Origin of the sequence: Rahnella sikkimica (assembly GCF_002951615.1) — a bacterium.
GTDB lineage: Bacteria > Pseudomonadota > Gammaproteobacteria > Enterobacterales > Enterobacteriaceae > Rahnella > Rahnella sikkimica.
Map to the genome: position 1 here is coordinate 1,251,902 of NZ_CP019062.1, position 19,898 is coordinate 1,271,799.

17 protein-coding genes are annotated in these 19,898 nt (G+C 53.4%); 5 read left to right on the forward strand and 12 right to left on the reverse strand.

What is annotated here, in order from left to right; all coding sequences use genetic code 11:
* Positions 1-2: 2 nt before the first annotated feature.
* The 7 genes from BV494_RS05685 to BV494_RS05715 all read right to left on the reverse strand — a co-directional run bounded on the left by BV494_RS05685 (position 3) and on the right by BV494_RS05715 (position 7,635).
* Positions 3-479, reverse strand: coding sequence for a GlcG/HbpS family heme-binding protein (locus BV494_RS05685; RefSeq protein WP_104921969.1), 477 nt, complete (start codon positions 477-479; stop codon positions 3-5).
* Between the two features lie 389 nt (positions 480-868).
* Positions 869-2,428: a serine hydrolase domain-containing protein gene (locus tag BV494_RS05690; protein WP_104921970.1), complete on the reverse strand. Its 1,560-nt coding sequence runs from the start codon at positions 2,426-2,428 to the stop codon at positions 869-871.
* 78 nt (positions 2,429-2,506) lie between these two features.
* Entirely contained in the window at positions 2,507-3,280 is a 774-nt protein-coding gene (locus BV494_RS05695; protein ID WP_104921971.1) for an ABC transporter ATP-binding protein, read from the reverse strand.
* Positions 3,277-4,107 carry an ABC transporter ATP-binding protein gene (locus tag BV494_RS05700; RefSeq protein ID WP_104921972.1) on the reverse strand — a complete coding sequence of 277 codons (831 nt, stop codon included), beginning with the start codon at positions 4,105-4,107 and terminating at the stop codon, positions 3,277-3,279. The genes BV494_RS05695 and BV494_RS05700 overlap by 4 nt, the downstream gene beginning before the upstream one ends.
* Positions 4,107-5,033, reverse strand: a complete 927-nt coding sequence (locus tag BV494_RS05705) for an ABC transporter permease (RefSeq protein WP_104921973.1) — start codon at positions 5,031-5,033, stop codon at positions 4,107-4,109. Before BV494_RS05705 ends, BV494_RS05700 begins: the two co-directional genes overlap by 1 nt.
* The gene (locus tag BV494_RS05710; protein ID WP_104921974.1) at positions 5,030-6,043 is read right to left on the reverse strand and encodes an ABC transporter permease; all 1,014 of its coding nucleotides are present in this window, start codon (positions 6,041-6,043) and stop codon (positions 5,030-5,032) included. The genes BV494_RS05705 and BV494_RS05710 overlap by 4 nt, the downstream gene beginning before the upstream one ends.
* Entirely contained in the window at positions 6,040-7,635 is a 1,596-nt protein-coding gene (locus BV494_RS05715) for an ABC transporter substrate-binding protein (RefSeq protein WP_104921975.1), read from the reverse strand. Before BV494_RS05715 ends, BV494_RS05710 begins: the two co-directional genes overlap by 4 nt.
* Before the next feature lie 250 nt (positions 7,636-7,885).
* On the opposite strand from BV494_RS05715, the gene BV494_RS05720 reads away from it, so the two are divergent.
* On the forward strand, positions 7,886-8,998 hold the full coding sequence (locus tag BV494_RS05720; protein ID WP_104921976.1) for a dipeptidase: 1,113 nt from the start codon (positions 7,886-7,888) through the stop codon (positions 8,996-8,998).
* A gap of 73 nt (positions 8,999-9,071) precedes the next feature.
* Here the strand turns inward: BV494_RS05720 and ydgH are convergent, their stop codons facing one another.
* A complete protein-coding gene (gene ydgH / locus BV494_RS05725; RefSeq protein ID WP_104921977.1) occupies positions 9,072-10,025 on the reverse strand; it encodes a DUF1471 family protein YdgH in 954 nt (317 codons plus the stop codon).
* A 537-nt stretch (positions 10,026-10,562) separates the two neighbouring features.
* Between ydgH and pntA the strand changes: the two genes are divergently transcribed.
* Positions 10,563-12,092: a Re/Si-specific NAD(P)(+) transhydrogenase subunit alpha gene (gene pntA / locus BV494_RS05730; RefSeq protein ID WP_104921978.1), complete on the forward strand. Its 1,530-nt coding sequence runs from the start codon at positions 10,563-10,565 to the stop codon at positions 12,090-12,092.
* 10 nt (positions 12,093-12,102) lie between these two features.
* A complete protein-coding gene (gene pntB, locus BV494_RS05735; RefSeq protein ID WP_104921979.1) occupies positions 12,103-13,494 on the forward strand; it encodes a Re/Si-specific NAD(P)(+) transhydrogenase subunit beta in 1,392 nt (463 codons plus the stop codon).
* A 65-nt stretch (positions 13,495-13,559) separates the two neighbouring features.
* On the opposite strand, the gene uspE is transcribed toward pntB, so the two are convergent.
* The 4 genes from uspE to BV494_RS05755 all read right to left on the reverse strand — a co-directional run bounded on the left by uspE (position 13,560) and on the right by BV494_RS05755 (position 17,950).
* The gene (gene uspE, locus BV494_RS05740) at positions 13,560-14,519 is read right to left on the reverse strand and encodes a universal stress protein UspE (RefSeq protein ID WP_104921980.1); all 960 of its coding nucleotides are present in this window, start codon (positions 14,517-14,519) and stop codon (positions 13,560-13,562) included.
* A 154-nt stretch (positions 14,520-14,673) separates the two neighbouring features.
* A complete protein-coding gene (fnr, locus tag BV494_RS05745; RefSeq protein ID WP_104921981.1) occupies positions 14,674-15,429 on the reverse strand; it encodes a fumarate/nitrate reduction transcriptional regulator Fnr in 756 nt (251 codons plus the stop codon).
* Between the two features lie 366 nt (positions 15,430-15,795).
* Positions 15,796-17,016: a glycosyltransferase family protein gene (locus BV494_RS05750; RefSeq protein WP_104924722.1), complete on the reverse strand. Its 1,221-nt coding sequence runs from the start codon at positions 17,014-17,016 to the stop codon at positions 15,796-15,798.
* 103 nt (positions 17,017-17,119) lie between these two features.
* Entirely contained in the window at positions 17,120-17,950 is an 831-nt protein-coding gene (locus BV494_RS05755) for a mannosyl-3-phosphoglycerate phosphatase-related protein (RefSeq protein ID WP_104921982.1), read from the reverse strand.
* A 224-nt stretch (positions 17,951-18,174) separates the two neighbouring features.
* Between BV494_RS05755 and smrA the strand changes: the two genes are divergently transcribed.
* Both smrA and apbE read left to right on the forward strand, forming a co-directional pair.
* Complete coding sequence (smrA, locus tag BV494_RS05760; protein WP_104921983.1) at positions 18,175-18,741, forward strand: DNA endonuclease SmrA; 567 nt, start codon at positions 18,175-18,177, stop codon at positions 18,739-18,741.
* Between the two features lie 106 nt (positions 18,742-18,847).
* Entirely contained in the window at positions 18,848-19,897 is a 1,050-nt protein-coding gene (gene apbE, locus BV494_RS05765) for an FAD:protein FMN transferase ApbE (RefSeq protein ID WP_104921984.1), read from the forward strand.
* Position 19,898 lies beyond the last annotated feature (1 nt).

Genomic DNA, 19,898 nt, shown 5'->3' on the forward strand with positions numbered 1-19,898 from the left:
TGTTATTTCAGGACGCTGGCCGCTTTTTCAGAAGACTGGTTATCAATATCCTGCTTCGGCGTGCTGACGCCCACGGCACCGACCACTTCACCGTTCAGGGTCAGCGGGAACCCGCCACCCAGCGCAACTGCGTGCGGAATTGCCAGTACCGTGGTTTCGCCACCGGCCAGACGCTGCATGAATTTCAGCGACGGCGCGTGATACAGCGCGGAGGTGCGGGCTTTGCCGATAGACGCATCGACACAACCGGCCGGGGAACCGTCGAGGCGCTCGAATGCCAGTAATGAACCAGATGCATCAACAACGGCAACGCAGCCGGTGCTGTGTTGTCCGGATAGCGTGGATTTCACGCTGTCGATCACTTTTGCCGCCTGGGCGTTATCGAGCTGAGGATGCTCAGCGGCGAGGGCAGATGTGGCAGAAAACAGCAGTGAGGTGACGCAAAGTAGTGTTTTAGCGGTGTGTTTTTTTACAAACATAGACTCATCCCTTGTAACGATTGCAACAACATTGCCTTGAAAGTGTTTTGAATAAAATGACTAAAAATAAATAGGTTAAAAGCGGATAACGGTGCCGGGCTGAACATTTTTCGATGTTTCTTAATGCCACAACGAGGAAAGTGTTATTGCTTTTTGTTTCGTGGATGTTAATTCAATTAACAAAACAGCAGAAGTGACGGTTGCGGTGCGTAACTAATTCTTACAGGGATTTTTTGGCGATATTTTCGTCAGAACGGGCTGGCAAGCCTTACAGAGTAAGGAGTGAACATTTTGTGCTTATATGTACCAGATGATCCATTATATTGGCGGGATGTGACCGGGTTAACAAAAAGCCTTCCATGAGGAAGGCTTTGTCGGTCGTGAAGGGATTACTTCGCGGGTTGCCAGCTGCTGCGGCATTCGTCACGGTGAAAATTCAGCACGCGGCTGCGGTTTGAAACCAGCCTGACGCTGTAACCCTGAAAGTAGAGGCAGAAGTTTTTCTTCCACGGGCCATCGGGGAGTTCGACCAGCAAACGGCCTGCGCCCAGCGACGTCAGTTGCCCGCAGGTGCGTAAGGTGCCGACGCCCATTTTGAGCTGATCGCCTTCAATATCAAACGCGGCTTTTGATTCCGGGTGATACCAGCGTCCCTGAACCATTTTCAGGCAGTCATTCGGTTCGACCGGCGTGAAATATCGCGGCGCATGGCCGATTTTGCCCTGAATCGCCTTGCCATCCCAGCGCAAACGCATCGGCATATGCGCGGAAAGCGTAACCGCTTCTCCGGCATCTTCGCCCTGATACAAATTGTCGGCAGAGCCGAGATAACTGGCGGTGCCCTTGCTGACTTTCAGCCAGTACGGCTCGGCGGTGCTGGCATAAAGACCGTCCGGCAGCGCGTTGCTGCGCGGCGGTAATGGCGCGGCGAGCAGGGCGGACATCACCTCCAGCGCGTGAGTATAAGCGGTCGTATCTTCGCGGTTAGAGACCAGCGCCACGCCTACGTCCAGTTCAGGATGCAGCAGGAAATAGGTTTTGTAACCGGCGTGAGAACCGCCGTGGCCGTAAACCGTATGTTCGCCGATTCTGGAAGAGGTGGTGCCCAATCCGTAAGCCGAGGGAATATCACCGTACAGATAACGCGGTTCCGTGAGGGTTTTCAGCACGCCCGCGCCGGGACCGGTGTTGCTGAGTAAACTTTGCAGCCAGACGCTCAGTGAACGCACGCTGCCGGTCACGCTGCCGGACGCGGAAAGATGCAGACCGGCGACGGCGGTTTTCCAGCCGGTTGCGTCCTGCCAGTATCCCGGCACCAGCCCCGGAACGATATCGAACCAGGTTTCCGGCGCATGGAAAGCAATGTCCAGCGGCTGCGCGATATGCTTTTGCAGCAGGTCTTCGAACAGAATGCCTTTTTGTTTCAGGATTTCCTCAACCAGCCGGTAGCCGGTGTTGCTGTAAGAAATCTCGGTGCCCGCCGGGAAATTCAGCGCGCCGTCCTGCGCCAGAAAATCCATGATCGCCCCGGCTTCGCTGACGTTATAAACCGATACGCCCAGCAGCGATAAGGTTTCACGCACGTCCGGCAAACCGCCGGTCATGTCCAGCGCCTGACCTATCGTCACTTGTGCCATCGGGGCTTTTAACTGGGGTAAATACTGGCCGAGGGTATCGCTGAGGGAAAGTCCTGCATCGCTGCGAAGCAGTGCCAGAGTGGCAAAAATATGTTTGGTGACGGAGGCATAACGCACGACGGCATCCACGCTGAAAGGCTCTGCCGTGGTCAGGTTCGACAGGCCGCCGCAAGCGTGACCGCGTAACGTTTTGCTGTCGAAGAGGGTAATTGCGCCGCCCGGTTCACCGGGTTTATTCCATGTTTCAGTGATGCGTTTTGCTGTCGTTTCAGCCGCCTGCCACTGTAATGCAGACTGTGCGGTGGATGTCATCAACATCTCCTAATTTGTCTATCAGTGAATAAGATGGGCAGCCCTGACTGCCCGTGGTAACCGAAACAGCCGACCGGGCTATTCGGGCTCCTCTAAACTGAGACTTAACGATCTTAATTCTGCTGTGTGCGGATGGGTGACGTTGCCTGTCCGCAAATCGTCGGCACTCAGAAGCTCGACCATTTCACCACCAATCATGACGCCAATGCTGGTGCAAAGATGCGCAACGACGGCCAGATTGTGGCTGACCAGAATATACGTCAGTTTCCGCCGCTCACGCAGATCGCTCAGCAGGTTCAGAATTTCGGCCTGAACCGAGACGTCCAGTGCGGACGTCGGTTCATCGAGCAGGAGAATTTCCGGTTCTGAAATCATCGCCCGTGCAATCGCCACGCGCTGGCGCTGTCCGCCGGAAAGCTGGTGCGGGAAACGAAAACGTACCGCCTGCGGAAGCCCGACTTCGGCCAGCGCGTCAGTAATGCGCTTTTCGATATTCAGGAAACCGTGAACGATCAGCGGTTCGCTCAGGATCCGGTCAATGGTCTGTCGCGGATGCAGCGAGCCATACGGATCCTGAAAAACCATCTGCACGCGGCGGAAAAATCGTTTCTGCCGCACCGGCATCTGATCTTCGCCGCCAATCACCATTTCACCCGACCACGACTGATTCAGCCCGGCCAGCGCGCGTAAGATAGTGGATTTTCCCGAGCCGCTTTCGCCGACAATGCCAAAGCACTCGCCGGGTGCCACGCTGAAACTGACGCCTTTGACCACTTCAGTGTCGCCAAACGCAATGCGCAGGTTATTGAGGATGATCTTGCTGTTGTCTAAATAAGGGGATTCGACTGTCATGAGGTTTTCCAGGCTTCATCACGCACCAGCACCGGCAGTCTGTCACGCGGATGTTTCAGCGATGGCAGGCACTCCAGCAGCCCGCGCGTGTAGGGATGTTGGGCTTTCAGCAAGTCGCCGGCCTGTAAGGTTTCGACGATACGACCCGCGTACATGACCGCCACGCGGTCGCAAAATTTCGAGACCAGCGGCAAATCGTGGCTGATCAGAATCAGGCCCATGCCACGGCTGGACACCAGATCATCGAGCAACCGCAAGATTTCCGCCTGAACGGTGGCATCGAGCGCACTGGTCGGTTCGTCGGCAATCATCAGCTCCGGATCCGGTGCCAGCATCATGGCAATCATGACGCGCTGGCCCATTCCGCCGGACACTTCATGCGCGTAACGTTGCGCCACTTTGTGCGGCTCACGGATTTTGACCTGATCGAGCAGTTCAATGGCGGCGTTCATCGCCTGTTTGTTCGAGCCACCTTTGTGCGTCTGCCAGGCTTCGGCCACCTGTTTGCCCACCGGCATCACCGGATTGAGTGAGTATTTCGGATCCTGAAGGATAAAACCGACGCGCTTTCCGCGTATCTGGCGCATCTGTTTTTCGCTGGCGTTACGTAAATCAATACCGTCGAAAGAGAGCGTTTCCGCGCGGCATTTCGCGCTGGACGGCAGCAGGTTCATCAGACAGCGCGCGGTCAGGGATTTCCCCGAACCGCTTTCGCCAACAATACCGAACTTTTCCTTGCCCAGAGACAATGAAACGCCGCGAACGGCATCGAAACTGCCGCTGTTGGTCTGGAAGGTAATATGCAGATCTTTGATATCAACCAGCATCATTTCTCCTTAGGATCGAGGACGTCGCGCAGCCCGTCGCCGAGGAAGTTAAACGCCAGAGACGTCACGAAAATGGCAACCGCCGGAATTAACGGCACCCACCATTCGCTGAACAGGAAACGGCGTGCGGTCGCAATCATCGCGCCCCATTCCGGCGACGGCGGTTGTGCGCCCATGCCTAGGAATCCGAGGCTGGCGGCGGTGATAATGATCGAACTCATGTCCAGCGTGATGCGCACGACCAGACTCGGCACGCACAGCGGCATGATGTGGCGCAGCACAATGCGGGCGGGCGTTGCACCGGTCAGGCGGCAGGCGGCAATGTAATCCGTGCCGCGCACCTGCATGGTTTCGGCGCGCGCCAGACGGGCATACGGCGGCCAGGCGGTGAGGGCGATGGCAAGAATGGCGCTTTCGATGCCGGGCCTGAGCGCCGCCACGAAAGCCAGCGCCAGGATCAGGCGCGGGAAGGCGAGAAAAATGTCGGTAATGCGCATCAGAATGCGATCCAGCAATCCTCCGGCGTAGCCCGCGACACAACCGATCAGCAGGCCAACCGGCGCGACAATGGCCACGACGATAATCACCATGCCCAGCGTGATGCGTCCGCCGTACAGAATACGGCTCAGCGTATCGCGGCCCAGTTCATCGGTGCCCAGCCAGTGCAGGGACGACGGTTTCGCCAGACGGTGTGCCAGATCCTGCGCACCCGGATCATAGCTGGTCAGCCACGGCGCACAGAGTGAAATCAGCAACACCACCAGCACGGTAAACAGGCCGGTGATCGCCAGTGGATTTTTGCGCAGGCCGAGCCAGATACGGTATCTGCGCCCCCAGACCGCCTGCGTGCGGGTGTGCGGCGTATCCGCCAGCAGCCAGGCGCGGCTGCCTGCGCGGGGTTGTGGTGTGACAGGGAGAGTGCTCATGATACGCGGGGATCCAATAGTCGGTAGAGAAGGTCGGCCAGCAGGTTAAGCAGCACATAAATGGCACCAATCAGCAAGGTGGAGCCGATGACCGGATTCATATCGGCGTTCATTAATGACACGGTGAGATATTGCCCGAGGCCCGGCCACGAGAAGACGTTTTCCGTCACCACAGCACCCTCGAGTAAACCGGCATAAGTCAGGGCCAGAACGGTAATCAGCTGTACGCCCACGGTCGGAAATGCGTGCTTCCAGATGACGCGCTGTGCTGACAGCCCTTTGGCGCGGGCGGTGATGACGTATTCTCCGCCGAGCGCGTTGAGCATGAAAGTGCGGGTCATTCGCGTGATGTAGGCCATGCTGAAATACGCGAGGATCAGAACCGGCTGAACCATGTGCGCCAGCGCATCCCGGAACGCGCCCATATCACCTGCGAGCAGGGAATCGACCGTCAGTAAACCGGTGACCTGCGGGATCATATCCTGATAGATGATGTCCTGACGGCCCGGACCGGGGGCGATGCCTAACACAGAGTAGAAAATCAGCAGACTGAGCAGCGCGAGCACGAACACCGGCAGCGAGTGACCGGCCAGACACACCACGCGGATGGTCTGGTCAATCCAGCTTCCCTGACGCGTTGCCGCCCAGACGCCCAGCGGAATTCCGACAATGGCCGCAATAATAATCGCCGCCGTGGCCAGTTCGAGCGTGGCCGGGAAGAAACGTGCGATATCCGTGGTGACCAGATTGGACGTCAGGGCCGACCGGCCTAAATCACCGTGAAAGACCTGACTGATGTAGTGAAAGAACTGCATCCAGAGGGGCTGATCCAGCCCCATTTCATGACGAACCCGTTCGACGACTGCCTGCGGTGCATTGTCGCCCACCGCAGCCAGAACCGGATCTGTCGGCATGACGCGACCGATAAAGAAAGTCACCACCGACAGACCAAACAAAGTAAGACAAACGCTGATGCAGGTACTCAGAAATCCATTGAGTCTCTTGCTCACGCTTTAACAACCTTCTCGTAAGGGCTGGTGCTCATTACAGTCAACACCACACCGGAAATCACGTTACGGCAGGCGGCGGTCATGGTCGGTTGCAGCATGATGATAAACGGACTGTTTTCCATATGTTTGGTCTGCAATTCTTCATAGAGTTTGATGCGGGTGGCCGGATCAGATTCTTTGAGCGCCTGAGTGCTGAGATCCGAAATTGATTTGTCCTGCCAGCTGCAACGCCAGGCCAGCGTGCGGCTTTTCGCAGCGTCGGTGTTATCCGGGTTGCTGCAAAATGCTTCAGCGTTCGAGTTCGGATCAAAGTAATCCGCGCCCCATTGGGTCAGCGCCAGTTGCTGCTGACGTGCGCGCATTTTGGTCAATACCTGACGGCTTTCCGCGGCGAGCAGCGTCACTTTTATCCCGACTTCGGCGAGGTTGGCTTGCAATGCCTGCACGATGTCAGAAGAAGGTGAGGCGGAATAGTGATCGAGCGTGATCTCAAAACCGTTCGGAAAACCGGCTTCGGCCAGCAACGCTTTGGCTTTCGCCACATCACGTTTGTACATGATGGTATTCACGGCAGCCGGGAAACCTTCAGGCAGGAAACTCTGATGAATTTTGTGCGTGAGCGGCACGATGTGCTGCTGAATATTTTCGTAATCGACGGCCCATTTCAGCGCCTGCCAGACCTGCGGTTTCGCCAGGTTAGGGTGCGCGGTGTTGGCGGAAAGCATGTACGTTCCGGCGATACCTTTGCGTACCAGCGTGAAGTTTTTGTCGTTCATCAGCGGACGCAGCTGTTCGGTCGTCAGGTTACGGGCGATATCAATATCGCCTTTTTGCAACATTAACAGCTGAGCAGAAGGGTCAACGATATGGCGCATGATGATGCGCTGGATTTTGCCTGCGTGCGGGTTGTTCTTGTTGCTTTCGAGAATGACGGATTCGCTGACTTTCCAGTCGCGCAGTTTGAAGGCACCGGAACCGGCGCTGTTTTTCTTCAGCCAGGCGTTACCCAGATCTTCACCGACCTGATTCGCCAGACAGGCGGATTTCTGCACGATGCTGCCGACGTTGGCGGTCAGGCAATACAAGAGGAAGGATTCAGAGGCCGGTTCGGCGGTTTTGATCACCAGCGTTTCAGCGTCGGGCGCGGTAATCAGGCTGTCGACATTCTCTTTGGTGTAACCAAACTGGTTGATGATGTAGGCCGGGCTTTTATCCAGTTTAACAACGCGTTGCAGCGAGAACGCTGCATCTTCAGCGGTAACAGGTTTGCCGTCTGCCCATTTGGCTTTCGGATCCAGCTTGAAGGTAAAGGTTTTCTTATCGTCAGACGTGGTCCAGGACAGGGCCAGGTCGCCTTCGATTTCATCAGGGGAGGCCAGCTTGGGTTTCACCAGTTGCTGATACATATTGCCGGTCACTTCGCTGCCCACGGACTCAAAACTTTCATGCGGATCAAGGCTGGTTATGATGTCGAGTTGGATCGCCATCACCAGAATCGAGGCGGGCGTGGCCGCAAACACAGCATCAAATTTAAGGTATGACAGCACAGGTATTGCAGAGAAACCGGTAACAAATTGACGTCTGGTAACCATAACTACTCCCATAGTATTGATATATATAAGTAAAGTTAAAAATTACATTGCCATACCCTTGACGCAGACTCAGACAACGGGCTTAAATGAAAAAACGTTGCCTCGCACCTGTCGACGTTTCATATCGAAAAAACTAATCTGAAGCGTACTGTGTTTGTTCTTCGTTGGTGCAATCGTTCGCAGGTGATGCACTTCGTCTGAGCAAATCTTCGTTGTCTTAGTCATGCTTAATCAAAGGTAGACCTTTTTTATGAATAACGTAGCGCACGGAACCGAAGAACTAATGCCGGTATTTGATGGACATAACGATGTTCTGCTGCAACTTTGGAAAGAACATCGCCAAAATCCTGAACGCGCATTCCTTCAGGGACCCGCCAGCGGACAACTCGACCTGCCGCGCTGTCGTGAAGCGGGCTTTGCTGGCGGGCTGTTTGCCGCGTGGGTACCCACTCCTGACACTGACCTTGCAAATAGCGTGCCTGATCGCTCGGTCGATACGCGATTCCTTGTGGAAGGTACTCAAAAACATCCTGATTTTTCGCCGACCCCTTCTTTCGATTTTGCACGCGACGTCACATTTGGCATGATGGCGTTTTTGCTCAGAATTGAAGAACAGTCACACGGGAAGGTGAAAATTTGCCGCTCGGCGCAGGAAATTCGTCAGTCTTTCGATAACCACGCATTAGCTGTGGTTATGCATATTGAAGGGGCGGAAGCGATTGATGAGGATTTGTATAATCTGGACGTGTTGTACAGCATGGGGCTGCGTTCGCTGGGGCCGGTCTGGAGTCGTCCGAACATTTTCGGCCACGGCGTGCCGTTCAAATACCAGACCTCGCCGGATACCGGGCCGGGACTGACGGAAGCGGGCGTCCGGCTGGTAAAAGCCTGTAACCAAAAACGCATCATGATCGACCTGTCGCACCTCAATGAAAAAGGCTTCTGGGAGATTGCCGGACTGAGTGATGCGCCGCTGGTCGCCAGCCATTCCAATGCGTTCAGCATTTGTCCGCAGTCGCGCAATCTGACTGACAAACAGCTGGCCGCCATTAAAGAGAGCAACGGCTTTGTCGGGCTGAACTTCGCTGTGCCATTCCTGCGCGAAGACGGCAAAAGAAGCGACGATACCGGCACCGATATCATGGTGCGTCACGTCGATTATCTGGTGGAGCATCTGGGCGAAGACAACGTGGGCTTTGGCTCTGATTTCGACGGCGCATCAATGGCACCGTTTATGTCGGATGTACGCGGTTTGCCGGTACTGGTCAATGCGCTGCGTGAAGCCGGTTACGGGCAGGCGCTGCTGGAGAAAATTTGCTACAAGAACTGGGTTAACGTTCTGGAAAGAACCTGGGGAAAATAACGCCGCAGTGACAGGCAGAAAGTAAAAAGGCAGCCCCGAAAGGCTGCCTTTTGCTTTATTGCGCTGCTCAGACTTATTTGAAGAAGTCTGCGCTCACGGTCAGGTTGCCGCCGCTTTTGTTCTGCCACTGACGGGTAATGTGGTAGAACTTCGCGCCTTTCGCCGCAGCACGGTTCGCCACTTCCTGTGAAACGTCCGTGGTGCTGTTGAAATGCCCGGTGAAGGTTGTGGAATCAAACGGAACCATCTGTGCGGCGGTCACGTCGTTCACTTCCTGAATTTGTGCACCGTTGGTTGCTGTGACAGTGTAACGTTTGCCAGTAGAAGTCTGCGTTTCGAAGAAACGGCCAACATCACGGCTTGGGCTGCCGGAAGAGGCCACACCCGGAATTTCAACTTTCTTCGCTTCTGCACCGCCTGCTGCCAGCGCGGCTTTACCTGCTTCAGAATCAGCAGGGATCGCATCCGGAGACTGAACAACGCGTTTCGGCGCATCTTTCTTATAGATGAATGCAGTGATGTACTGGTTGCCGCCGCTGTTGGCATCAATCTGACGCACGATGAAGAAAGAGTAGGCCCCTTTCTGTTTCGCGGCCGTCGTGATGGCATCATTAACGTCTGGCTGGCTGCGGTAGAAACCGCTGACAGTGACCGTATCAAAAGGCTCCAGGCCGTAAGCAACGTCTTTCGGAAGCTCTACAACGCCGTTAATGACGCGATAGTGTGGGTCGTTGCTGACTTCAGGCGCATCTTTTTTATAGATATCTGCAACTACGCGCCAGTTACCGCTATTGTTAGTGGTATTCGTATCTTGAATATAGAAATAATCTGCACCCAGCGTATCGGCACGGCGGGAGACGGCGTCAGCCGCGTCGCCCAGCGTGTTAAATCGCCCGGAAATAACAATGCGATCAAAAGGCTTGATGGCGGCTGCTTTCTGCGGGCTAATTTCCTGCGCGGCATGTGCTGCGGACAGCGCAGAAATAGAAAACAGGGCCGATGCGATGATCGTTTTTGTCAGCTTCATAAAAAATCCTTTCACCTTGCGCTGTAATGTTGAAACGTGCTGAATTCTTGATGTGTAACAGGTTAGCGGCCGATTATTGCATGTAACAATGCTGAGTGTCTCAGCAATTTATGGCAATAATGCGAGCGGTATCGAGATAACACACCTCTTTTTTTACTGCCATTAACTTATATAAGTTTGATGAATAAACCAAGTAGTGAAATAAATGTTAATTATTCACTATTTTCTAACTTTTATGCCCGCACCGGGCGGGGTAGAGTGAGTGTTACCTGAGTGATTGATCCGGTATAAATAGGATTCTCAGGTGGAATAAAGGCCTGTTTCTCACGGTTTGCAGCAGGTTTGCGGACCATATCAATTTTTTTATTATTAATTGTCTGACTATCGCTGCGATACGTAGATTATTGATTAGATATTCAGTAGGTTATACCCAGCCTGCAAAAACAGATTTTCGGTCGTTTATATAACCGACAGGTTGGTAATTGAATTGTTATGTCGATGACAAAAATCATCAATGAAAAGGGTGAAGGGAATACTATGCGTATTGGTGTACCAAAAGAGCGGTTGACCAATGAAGCCAGGGTTGCAGCCACGCCGAAGACGGTGGAACAGTTGCTTAAACTCGGCTTCACGGTGGCTATCGAACAGGGTGCCGGTAAGTTAGCCAGCTTTGACGATTCCGCGTATGAAGAAGCGGGAGCCTCGGTCGTCACTGGCGATGATGTATGGCAATCAGATATCGTTTTGAAGGTGAATGCGCCTGAGAACGATGAAATCGACAAATTACAGGCAGGAACCACGCTGGTCAGCTTTATCTGGCCTGCGCAAAATCCTGAACTGATACAAAAACTTGCCGACCGTCAGGTGACGGCGATGGCAATGGACTCTGTCCCCCGTATTTCCCGCGCGCAATCTCTCGATGCTCTGAGCTCGATGGCTAACATCGCCGGTTATCGTGCGATTGTTGAAGCTGCGCATGAGTTTGGCCGTTTCTTCACCGGGCAAATCACCGCCGCCGGTAAAGTTCCGCCTGCAAAAGTCATGATTATCGGCGCCGGTGTGGCTGGCCTCGCGGCCATCGGTGCTGCTGGCAGCCTCGGTGCTATCGTTCGTGCATTTGATACCCGCCCTGAAGTGAAAGAGCAGGTACAAAGTATGGGTGCGGAGTTCCTGGAACTGGACTTCGAAGAAGAAGCGGGCAGCGGTGACGGCTACGCGAAAGTGATGTCCGAAGCGTTCATCAAAGCCGAAATGGCGCTGTTTGCGGCGCAGGCTGAAGAAGTGGACATCATCGTAACGACTGCGCTGATCCCGGGCCGTCCGGCTCCAAAGCTTATCACCAAAGAAATGGTCGCCTCGATGAAACCGGGCAGCGTGATTGTCGATCTGGCTGCGCAAACCGGTGGTAACTGTGAGCTGACCGTAGCAGACAAAATCACCACTACTGAAAACGGCGTGAAGATCATCGGTTACACCGATCTGCCTAGCCGTTTGCCAACCCAGTCTTCACAACTGTACGGCACCAACCTGGTTAACCTGCTGAAACTGCTGTGCAAAGAGAAAAACGGCGAAATCGACATTGATTTCGACGATACCGTTGTGCGCGGCGTGACCGTGGTGAAAACCGGCGAAGTCACCTGGCCTGCGCCACCGATTCAGGTTTCTGCCCAGCCACAGGCTGCGAAAGCCGCTGAACCGGTAGTAAAAGCAGAAGCTAAACCCGCTAATCCGTGGACTAAATACATCATCATGGCTGTCGCCATCGTGCTGTTCGGCTGGCTGGCGAATGTTGCTCCGAAAGAGTTCCTGTCCCACTTTACCGTTTTTGCGCTGTCTTGCGTGGTCGGTTATTACGTGGTCTGGAACGTCAGTCATGCGCTGCATACCCCGTTAATGTCGGTCACTAACGCCATTTCAGGGATCATCGTGGTGGGTGCCGTGCTGCAAATCGGTCATGGCGGTTGGGTCAGTTTCCTGTCCTTTATTGCCGTACTGATTGCCAGTATCAATATTTTCGGCGGATTCACCGTCACTCAGCGCATGCTGAAGATGTTTCGCAAGAACTAAGGAATAACATATGTCTGGGGGTTTAGTTACAGCAGCATATATTGTTGCCGCTATTCTGTTTATTTGCAGCCTTGCGGGGCTGTCAAAACATGAAACGTCAAAGCAGGGTAACATTTTCGGCGTCACCGGGATGGCTATCGCGCTTATCGCCACCATTCTGGGGCCTGACTCCGGCAATGTCGGCTGGATCATCGTCGCGATGGTGATTGGTGGCACGATTGGCGTTTATCTGGCACGTAAAGTCGAAATGACCGAAATGCCTGAACTGGTCGCAATTCTTCACAGCTTCGTGGGTCTGGCGGCGGTTCTGGTGGGCTTTAACAGCTATCTGGATCACGGCGCGGTGCCGATGGAAGGCATGATGGAAAATATCCATCTGACCGAAGTGTTCCTCGGTATCTTCATCGGTGCGGTGACTTTCACCGGTTCGATTGTGGCGTTTGGCAAACTGCGCGGGATTTTCTCTTCCAAACCGCTCGCATTGCCGCACCGTCACAAGCTGAATCTGGCCGCGCTGGTCGTGTCTTTCCTGCTGATGGTGACATTCGTTCGCACTGAAAGCGTGGGCCTGCAAGTTCTGGCTCTGCTTATCATGACCCTTATCGCGCTGGGCTTCGGCTGGCATCTGGTGTCTTCCATCGGCGGTGCGGATATGCCGGTCGTTGTATCCATGCTGAACTCTTATTCCGGTTGGGCAGCGGCGGCGGCAGGTTTCATGCTGAGCAACGACCTGCTGATTGTTACCGGTGCGCTGGTGGGTTCTTCCGGTGCGATCCTGTCGTACATCATGTGTAAAGCGATGAACCGTTCGTTCATCAGCGTGATTGCCGGTGGTTTCGGCACTGACGGTTCTTCTACCGGTAATGCAGAAGAAATGGGCGAATACCATGAAGCCTCAGCTGAAGACGTGGCGGATATGCTGAAAAACGCCAGTTCAGTGATCATTACCCCAGGCTACGGCATGGCGGTGGCGCAGGCGCAATATCCTGTGCACGACATCACGGCTAAACTGCGCGCGAAAGGTATCAAGGTGCGTTTCGGCATTCACCCGGTTGCCGGGCGTTTGCCGGGCCACATGAACGTGCTGCTGGCGGAAGCGAAAGTCCCGTATGACATCGTGCTGGAAATGGACGAGATCAACGATGACTTTAGCGATACTGACGTGGTGCTGGTTATCGGTGCGAATGACACCGTGAACCCGGCGGCGCAGGAGGATCCGCGCAGCCCGATTGCGGGTATGCCGGTGCTGGAAGTGTGGAAAGCGCAGAACGTTATCGTGTTCAAACGTTCAATGAACACCGGTTATGCTGGTGTCCAGAACCCGCTGTTCTTCAAAGAAAACACACAAATGCTGTTTGGCGATGCGAAAGAAAGCGTTGAGAAAATCCTGCGCGCGCTGTAATTCTCCGGCAGTAATGCAAAAGGCCAGTCTGTTGACTGGCCTTTAATTTATCTGTCTTTCAGACGTTAATCTTCGTCATCTTCTTCTTCATCGTCCGCCGTAATAGGGCACTCAAAATCGTCGGGTTTGATGGCCAGCAAGTCACATTTCAGATGGTCGATCACCTGTTCGGTGGTATTACCGAGAAACGCCGCAGACAAACCGGTACGCCCGATAGACCCCAGAACCACCACACCCGCTTGCAAATGCTCCGCAATGTCGGGAATGACTTCTTCCGGCAGACCTTTTTCCACATGCGTGAATTTTTCGTCGAGCTGGAATTTCTGGCGCAGGGCTTTCATCGCAATCAGGTGCTGACCACGTATCGCGTCGTTGTAAACGCTCGGGTCAAAATCGGGAAGTTCGATGGCGATGTTAATCGGTGTCACCGGATAAGCACCCACCAGATGGACTTCGGTCTGATTCACATGGCTGGCAAGATCGATAGTTTCCTTCACCAGTTTGATGTTGAGCGGATCGTGATAAGGCTCTTCGCTGGAAAGGTTAACGGCTACCACCGCTTTACCGCCTTCCGGCCAAGGCTGGTCTTTCACCATCCAGACCGGGCAAGGGCACTTACGCAGTAAATTCCAGTCCGTCGGGGTGAAAATGACGGATTCCAGACGGTCATGCTGATGGGCCATTTTCAGAAGCAAATCATGATTTCCGGAAATCACTTCCTGAATAATTGCTTCAAAAGGTTTGTTGTGCCAGACGACTTTGACATCAATCACAATGCCTGCTTCGACGTAGTAGTGGCATTGCTCTTTAATCCATTCTTCCCTTTCGCTGATCACACTCTGGCGCATGCTGTTCCGCTCATCCGGCGAAAGCATGGTCGTCATCTCGTAAGAAAAATCATAAATGGACAGGAACGCTTTGATGCGGCCACCGTTACGCTGCACCAGATAAACGGCACGACGCAGTGCGGGTTGGTCATCCTGATTGGGGTCTATAGCAACCAGTAAATTCTGATACTTAGCCATGGGGACTCCTTAACACCTGTAAGAGAACGGCGGTCAGTGTATTAAGTACAGAGTAAACCAAGATTAAGCAATCGGACAGCGGAGAAATTGAGTCGGATCAACAAATTATTCCCTGAGGATCCGACGCCAGTCAATCAGAAGAAAATCAAAATGGTCAGGCAGAAACGGGGACAGACTGTCCGGCTAACTGAGAAAGCATTTCGTGATTCTCAATCGTAATGTATTTGCCTTTTACACTCAGCATTTCTGATTTTTGGAAACGGCCCAGCAGACGGCTGATGGTTTCAACGGTCAGACCGAGGTAGTTACCGATGTCGCCACGGGTCATCGTCAGACGGAATTCGCGCTGAGAGAAACCACGTTGTGCGAAGCGGCGGGAGAGATTGTAGATAAACGCGGCCAGTCTTTCTTCGGCATTTTTCTTGGACAGCAACAGGATCATGTCCTGGTCGCCTTTGATCTCACCGCTCATCAGTCGCATCATCTGCTGGCGCAGATTCGGCATTTTCCCGGAGAGGTCATCGAGCGTCTCAAACGGGATTTCACACACCATGGACGTTTCCAGAGCCTGTGCGAAACTTGGGTGCTGCAAGCCACCAATGGCATCAAAGCCGACTAAATCGCCTGCCAGGTGGAAACCGGTAATTTGTTCGTCACCTTGTTCAGTGATGGTATAGCTTTTGATGGTACCGGAACGGATTGCGTAAAGGGATTTCAGTTCATCACCGGCTTTAAACAATGCCTGACCTTTTTGGATCGGCTTTTTCCTTTCGATGATGTTATCCAGCTGATCGAGTTCATGCTCGTTCAGGGTGAAAGGAATACAAAGCTGGCTGATGCTACAGTCCTGACAATGGATTGCACAGCCACCAGATTGGATACGTCGAATAATACGTTTTTCTGGGATCATGATAGTCACTCTGGCAATATTGATATGGGTCAATTTTAACATCTTTTGCAGCGAGTGATAAGTAGCTGAATGGAACGAAAAGAGCGAAATGTTAAAAAACCCCGTTTTTAAACAGGTTTTTTCCCAGAATATTTTGATCTGAACGGGGAATTAAGCCGAATTGAGAATCAATGAGATTTAAAACTGCATCAAATTATTTGTGGGAATTATAATTCTATTTTAATAAATCAGGCGTGTGAATCAACTTATAGCAACCTAAGAATATTCATCGGCGATCAATTATTCAGCGCTGCGGGCGATAAAATTTCCCATAAAAAACGCTGCAATCGCAGCGTTTTTCCTTTCGAACATCTGCCCCGATAAGCGTTACACGTCGCCTTCGTTATCTTTTTCTACTGCCTCATGAATGCGCTCCAGCATATCCGGGAACGCCGACTGCACGCGGCTCCAGCTCGGAATAAACGGTTTTTCACTCGGCGTATCGACAAACGCCTGACCGGCTTCCATGATTGCGCCGGAGAAGAGTTCTACGGCGGATTCTTCACTGTGGCGGTCAAACGACAGACCGTTCATCCGCGCGTCATTCTCAAAGCTGTCAATCATATCCAGCGCATTACGGTAATACGTGGCTTTGAGAATGCGGAATGACTCGCTGGTGATATTCACGCCGAGGATCGCCATCTTGCGGTACAGCGCTTTGGTGATATCAATACTCATGCGCTGCAAACCGTTGGTGGCGTCATCTTCCGACATTGGCTGATGCTTGTGATCGTAATTGTCGGCGATATCCACCTGGCAGATACGGCGCGTCGCGGTATTGCGGTGCAGTTCGGACAATACGCCTATTTCCAAACCCCAGTCGCTGGGAATGCGCAAATCATTCAAAACGTGCGTGCGCATGGCGAATTCACCGGAAAGCGGGTAGCGGAAGGTGCGCAGATATTCCAGAAAATCCGAGTGGCCATAAACGATTTGCAGCGATTTAAGCAGCGGGAAGACCAGCAGACGTCCGACGCGGCCATTAAATTTCCCGTCCGCCACGCGGGCGTAATAGCCTTTGCAGAAATCGTAATGGAAATTCGGGTTCGCGACCGGATACATCAGACGCGCTAGCATATCGCGGCTGTACGTGACAATGTCACAATCGTGTAGCCCAACCACCGACGTGCGGCGCGACGCCAGCGTATAGCCAGCGCAGAACCACACGTTGCGGCCTTTGCCCGGTTCATTCGGTGAAAGATTTTCTTTTTTAAGCTCTTCATCCAGTGCCTTAAGACGCGGGCCATCATTCCATAAAATACGGTGACGCTGCGGCAGGCGGGAGAAAAATTCGCGGGCAAATAAAAACTGATCGCGGTCTGCGCGATCTAAACCAATAACGATTTCTTCCAGATAAGGCACTTTTGTCAGTTCATCGACAATATGCGTCAGCGCCGGGCCTTCAAGCTCTGAAAACAACGAAGGTAATATTAATCCCATCGAACGGCGGCCTGAAAACACCTGCAAATCGTATTCCAGTTCTTCCACTTTGCGGTGAGTCAGGTTATGAAAATTAGTGATTACACCATCCTGATAAAAATCGCTCATGCGGTATTCTCCAATTTTAGAATAGATAAAATTATTGGAAGTCTTATTGGTAAACAAAGAACGATAAACAATGCTCTGGCTCACATTGAATAAACGACTTCCCTTAAACATTCTCCCGTTGAGAAAGGGTAATAAAATGATCCAGCCCCTGACACCAGCCGTGCGGGCCAAATTCGGTGGTACGAAATACCTGAGAATTGTTCCGGTGATTCACCGGCATTTGATGATCGTGATGGCCTTTAATCACCACGGCGTAATCCACGGCTTCCAGCATGGATAAATCATTCGGGCCATCGCCCAGCCCGATACTCGTCACCGGCGCGCCGCGCTGCTGCCGGTATTGCGCAGACAGCCACTGCACCGCCTGGCCTTTTCCTGCATCAGTGCCCATGACGTGCCAGAAGCGGCCTCCTCGTGTCAGCGCCAGACCTTCGCGGGACAGACATTTTTTCAGATGCGAAAAATCCAGATCGTTGCCGAACCACACCAGCGGCTCGGACGCTTCCCGCTGCATCGCCAGTTCAGCCTGCGCTTCAGATAAGCCCGTCCAGACTGCGACCTGTTTTGGCGTGACGTCACCAAAGCCGCGAAACTCAAAATCATAACGCTGGCGCAAATCGACCAGCGCCTGACGGATATCGCGGTAACAGGCACCCATGACGTGCACCGATTCCTGTTCAGACGTTTGCCAGCCCGGCGGCAGGTGGATAATCGCCCCGTTTTCTGCAATATAAGGCTGATGGGTCAGGTGCAGGGCGGCCTGTAATGCCGTGACTTCCGCGGAGGTTTTACTGGTGGTCAGGATCAGCGGAATGTTCGCGGTAGCCAGTTTATCCAGCCACGGCTGCGCGGGTTTCCAGCTGTAATCGTGATGGTCGAGCAGCGACCCGTCCAGGTCAGTGAAAATAATTAAAGGATCATCAAGGTACGGCATCTTTTCTCCTCAATTTAACGGGGTTACAGAAGCCGATTGGTCGCAATGGTTTTCTGCCCCAGCCGCTAAGTATAGAATCAAAAATGACTTTTACCGGCAATCCGGCCATTTCAGGATTGTTTACCGGTCTGCCGCTGGCGTATAGCCAGCGCAACCCGGCTTTACCCGCAGGGCGTTTACAGGGATAATTTACCCCGGCCCCACCGCTGAAAAAGAGGTAAAAAATGAGCGATGATGATGATTTATTCAGTCAGGAAATGGCAGGCGTCCAGCCTCTGGCGTCGGATAAACGGGTGGTCTACCTCAGGAGCTCAGCCACAGGGAATAAGCCGGAAACGGGCGAGGTTGCCGAAAAACGCGAGAACCCGCTGACCACCGGTTTTCTGAATATCCAGCCGTGCGATGAGCCGCTGGAATATAAACACGACGGCGTGCAGCAGGGGGTTCTCGATAAACTCCGGCAGGGGAAATACCCGCTGGAAGCCAGCCTGAATTTGCTGCGCAAGCCGGTGGAGCAATGTCGTCAGGAACTTTTTACCTTCTTCTGTCAGGCGCAGGCGGAAAATCTACGTACCCTGTTAATCATTCATGGTCGTGGCCGGGAAGACGAAAGCCACGCGAATATTGTGCGCAGCTATGTGGCGAAATGGCTGAAACAGCTCGATGAAGTGCAGGCTTTCAGCGTGGCAATCCAGAAAGATGGCGGCGCGGGTGCCTGTTATGTGGCGCTCAAAAAAACGGCGCAGGCCAAACAGGAAAACTGGGAGCGACACGCCAAACGCAGCCGCTGACCGGAAACCTTCAACCGAAATTTTGTTGCGTCGTGGTTTAAGCGCGACCCCGTAATGTCCTGATACTTTTTCTGCCCGGCGACGGGCACTCAACTGAGCTATTTTCATGTTTTCAAAACCGGTTTATTTACGTAGCGCACTGTTGCTGTGTGCGGTGGGGCTGCTGTCTGCCTGTGATCGCGGCGCGTCTGAGTCAGAAGATGCGCTGGTGATTGAAGGGAAAACCATGGGCACGTTTTACCGCGTCAGTCTGGCGGGAGTGGACAAAAACCGGGAAGTCGCGTTGCGTGAACAAATCGAAGCGCAGCTCAAAGAAGACGACCACGAACTGTCGACGTACAAAGAAGACTCGGTGCTTTCACGTTTTAACCAGTATCAGGGCAACGTACCGCAACCGATCAGTGCAGGGATGGCCGATGCGATCGTGACATCAATGCGCATTGGTCAGCTGACCGGCGGTGCGATGGATATCACCGTGGGGCCGCTGGTGAACCTGTGGGGCTTCGGGCCGGATAAACAGCCGGTGAAAATGCCGACGGCGCAACAGATTGCGGATGCCCGCCAGCGTATTGGTTTACAGCATCTGAAAGTGATCCAGCAAAGCGACGGGCAGTACCTGCAAAAAGATATGCAGGGGATGTATGTTGATCTCTCGACCGTTGGCGAAGGTTACGCGACCGATCATCTGGCGCGCCTGATTGAGGGCAACGGCATCAGCAATTACCTGGTGTCGGTGGGCGGTGCGGTGGTTTCGCGCGGATACAATCCGAAGGGCAATCCGTGGCAGGTGGCGATTCAGAAACCGACGGACAAAGAAACTGCCGTGCAGGCGATTGTTGATTTGCAGGGCATGGGCATCAGCACTTCCGGCAGTTACCGCAATTATTATGAGCTCGACGGCAAACGGTTATCGCACATTATCGATCCGGCGACCGGTGCACCGATTACGCATAAACTGGTTTCGGCGACCGTGATTGCTCCGACTGCGCTCGAAGCCGATGGCTGGGACACCGGCCTGATGGTGCTGGGCACTCACAAAGCGCTGGCGCTTGCCGAGAAAGAACATCTGGCGGTCTATCTCATTACCAAAGAGGGCGACACCTTTAAAACGTATATGTCCCCTCAGTTCAAAGCCTACCTGAAAGATCCGGAGTAAC

Coding starts and splice junctions, on each gene's coding strand:
- BV494_RS05685 (WP_104921969.1), bottom strand. CDS start 479: ATGTTTGTAAAAAAACACACCGCTAAAACACTACTTTGCGTCACCTCA.
- BV494_RS05690 (WP_104921970.1), bottom strand. CDS start 2,428: ATGACATCCACCGCACAGTCTGCATTACAGTGGCAGGCGGCTGAAACG.
- BV494_RS05695 (WP_104921971.1), bottom strand. CDS start 3,280: ATGACAGTCGAATCCCCTTATTTAGACAACAGCAAGATCATCCTCAAT.
- BV494_RS05700 (WP_104921972.1), bottom strand. CDS start 4,107: ATGCTGGTTGATATCAAAGATCTGCATATTACCTTCCAGACCAACAGC.
- BV494_RS05705 (WP_104921973.1), bottom strand. CDS start 5,033: ATGAGCACTCTCCCTGTCACACCACAACCCCGCGCAGGCAGCCGCGCC.
- BV494_RS05715 (WP_104921975.1), bottom strand. CDS start 7,635: ATGGTTACCAGACGTCAATTTGTTACCGGTTTCTCTGCAATACCTGTG.
- BV494_RS05720 (WP_104921976.1), top strand. CDS start 7,886: ATGAATAACGTAGCGCACGGAACCGAAGAACTAATGCCGGTATTTGAT.
- ydgH (WP_104921977.1), bottom strand. CDS start 10,025: ATGAAGCTGACAAAAACGATCATCGCATCGGCCCTGTTTTCTATTTCT.
- pntA (WP_104921978.1), top strand. CDS start 10,563: ATGCGTATTGGTGTACCAAAAGAGCGGTTGACCAATGAAGCCAGGGTT.
- pntB (WP_104921979.1), top strand. CDS start 12,103: ATGTCTGGGGGTTTAGTTACAGCAGCATATATTGTTGCCGCTATTCTG.
- uspE (WP_104921980.1), bottom strand. CDS start 14,519: ATGGCTAAGTATCAGAATTTACTGGTTGCTATAGACCCCAATCAGGAT.
- fnr (WP_104921981.1), bottom strand. CDS start 15,429: ATGATCCCAGAAAAACGTATTATTCGACGTATCCAATCTGGTGGCTGT.
- BV494_RS05750 (WP_104924722.1), bottom strand. CDS start 17,016: ATGAGCGATTTTTATCAGGATGGTGTAATCACTAATTTTCATAACCTG.
- BV494_RS05755 (WP_104921982.1), bottom strand. CDS start 17,950: ATGCCGTACCTTGATGATCCTTTAATTATTTTCACTGACCTGGACGGG.
- smrA (WP_104921983.1), top strand. CDS start 18,175: ATGAGCGATGATGATGATTTATTCAGTCAGGAAATGGCAGGCGTCCAG.
- apbE (WP_104921984.1), top strand. CDS start 18,848: ATGTTTTCAAAACCGGTTTATTTACGTAGCGCACTGTTGCTGTGTGCG.